At 43.4% G+C, this 1,594-nt stretch carries 1 protein-coding gene; it reads left to right on the forward strand.

Going from position 1 to position 1,594, the window contains the following annotated elements; translation table 11 throughout:
* The first annotated feature begins 262 nt into the window (after positions 1-262).
* Positions 263-1,498, forward strand: coding sequence for an IS110 family transposase (locus GNE10_RS34365; protein ID WP_185570488.1), 1,236 nt, complete (start codon positions 263-265; stop codon positions 1,496-1,498).
* Positions 1,499-1,594: the final 96 nt, after the last annotated feature.

The following is a 1,594-nucleotide window of genomic DNA, read 5'->3' on the forward strand; positions in this document are numbered from 1 at the left end:
AGAAGGCAGTCCCAATGAAAAAAATTTCACCGCCAAGCATGAAAATGTGGTAGCGTCCACTTAAGGTTGATACAAACGAGGTTGTCCTTCAGTAGAGCATATTTAGCCTGCAAGGCAGTCGAACCCGGATACTCAGAGGCATTGCCAATTGTCGCTACCGAGCTATATGTAGTGTTGGTAAGCACGCAAGTTAGAATCGACCGGAAGAAGTATCCAAGTATTAGCCCCCTATCAATTTGATGCATTGTTATAGTCAGGATTTATGCAGGTAGTCTATAGACATTGTGCAGGGTTGGATGTGCATAAAAAAACAGTGGTAGCTTGTGCAATTACCCCAAAGTCTTCGGGGGGATGGCATAAGGAAATACGTACATTCACTACCATGACCAAGGACTTGTTAAAACTTTCTGACTGGTTGACAAGCCAAGGATGCACTCATGTAGCAATGGAGAGTACTGGAGAGTACTGGCGACCTATATTTAACATCTTGGAAGGTAACTTTGAAGTTATGTTAGTCAATGCCCGCCATATAAAAGCGGTGCCAGGACGCAAGACAGACATCAAAGACTCACAATGGATCGCTGAACTACTACAACATGGGTTGTTACGTCCGAGTTTTATCCCACCAGTTGAGCAAAGAGATTTGCGCGACTTAACTCGCCATCGTAGCAATTTTATTCGAGAACGAGTCAATTTGGTGAATCGAGTCCAAAAAGTACTTGAAGCTGCCAACATTAAACTTGCCTCAGTTGCCAGTGATGTCATGGGTGTATCCGGACGAGCAATGCTATCTGCGATCGTTGAAGGTAACACTTCTCCCGAACTTATGGCGAATTTGGCCAAAGGAACCATGCGAAAAAAGTATGATTTACTGATTCAAGCACTTGAAGGTAGAGTTCGTCCTCATCAACGATTTATTCTTGCCCAGTTATTGTGTCAAATTGACAGTATAGACGAAACAATTGAATGTTTCGACCAACAAATTCAGGATTATTGCCACCCTTTTGAGCAAGCGGTAGAGCTAGTTGACACAATACCAGGTATCGCACGCCGAACTGCGGAGATTATTGTCTCCGAAATTGGTGCTGACATGAGTCGTTTCCCTAGTGCCGAACACTTGGCTGCTTGGGCTGGGCTTGCACCTGGGAATTATGAAAGTGGTGGGAAAACGCTTTCAACCAGTACCCGTAAAGGTAATCGCTCCTTACGAACAATTCTGGTTCAGGCTGCTCATGCTCTAGCTCGTACCAAGACTTACCTTGCCGCTCAGTTTCGTCGTATTAGTGGACGAAGGGGTAAAAAGCGTGCTGCTGTCGCAGTTGCACATTCTATTTTAACGATCGCTTATCATCTCATATCACGTCAGGAACCTTATAAAGATTTAGGAGCTGATTATTTCGACAAACAACAACCGGAAAATGTCAAGAAACGTTTGATTAAACGCTTAGAAAAACTTGGTTATCAAGTTAGTGTTGAGCCTGTTCCGGTTGCAATTTAAACCTTTCATCAATGTTTTAGTTATGGCTGTTGTAATTCAACGACTTCCGCCACATACTCTTCTTGGGCTAAAGCCAAAGTTTGATTTTCAAGTTAG

Origin of the sequence: Nostoc sp. 2RC, assembly GCF_014222165.1 — a bacterium.
Lineage (GTDB): Bacteria > Cyanobacteriota > Cyanobacteriia > Cyanobacteriales > Nostocaceae > Nostoc > Nostoc linckia.

Excerpts from the sequence above, each read along its gene's own strand:
- GNE10_RS34365 (WP_185570488.1), top strand. The coding sequence starts at position 263 with ATGCAGGTAGTCTATAGACATTGTGCAGGGTTGGATGTGCATAAAAAA.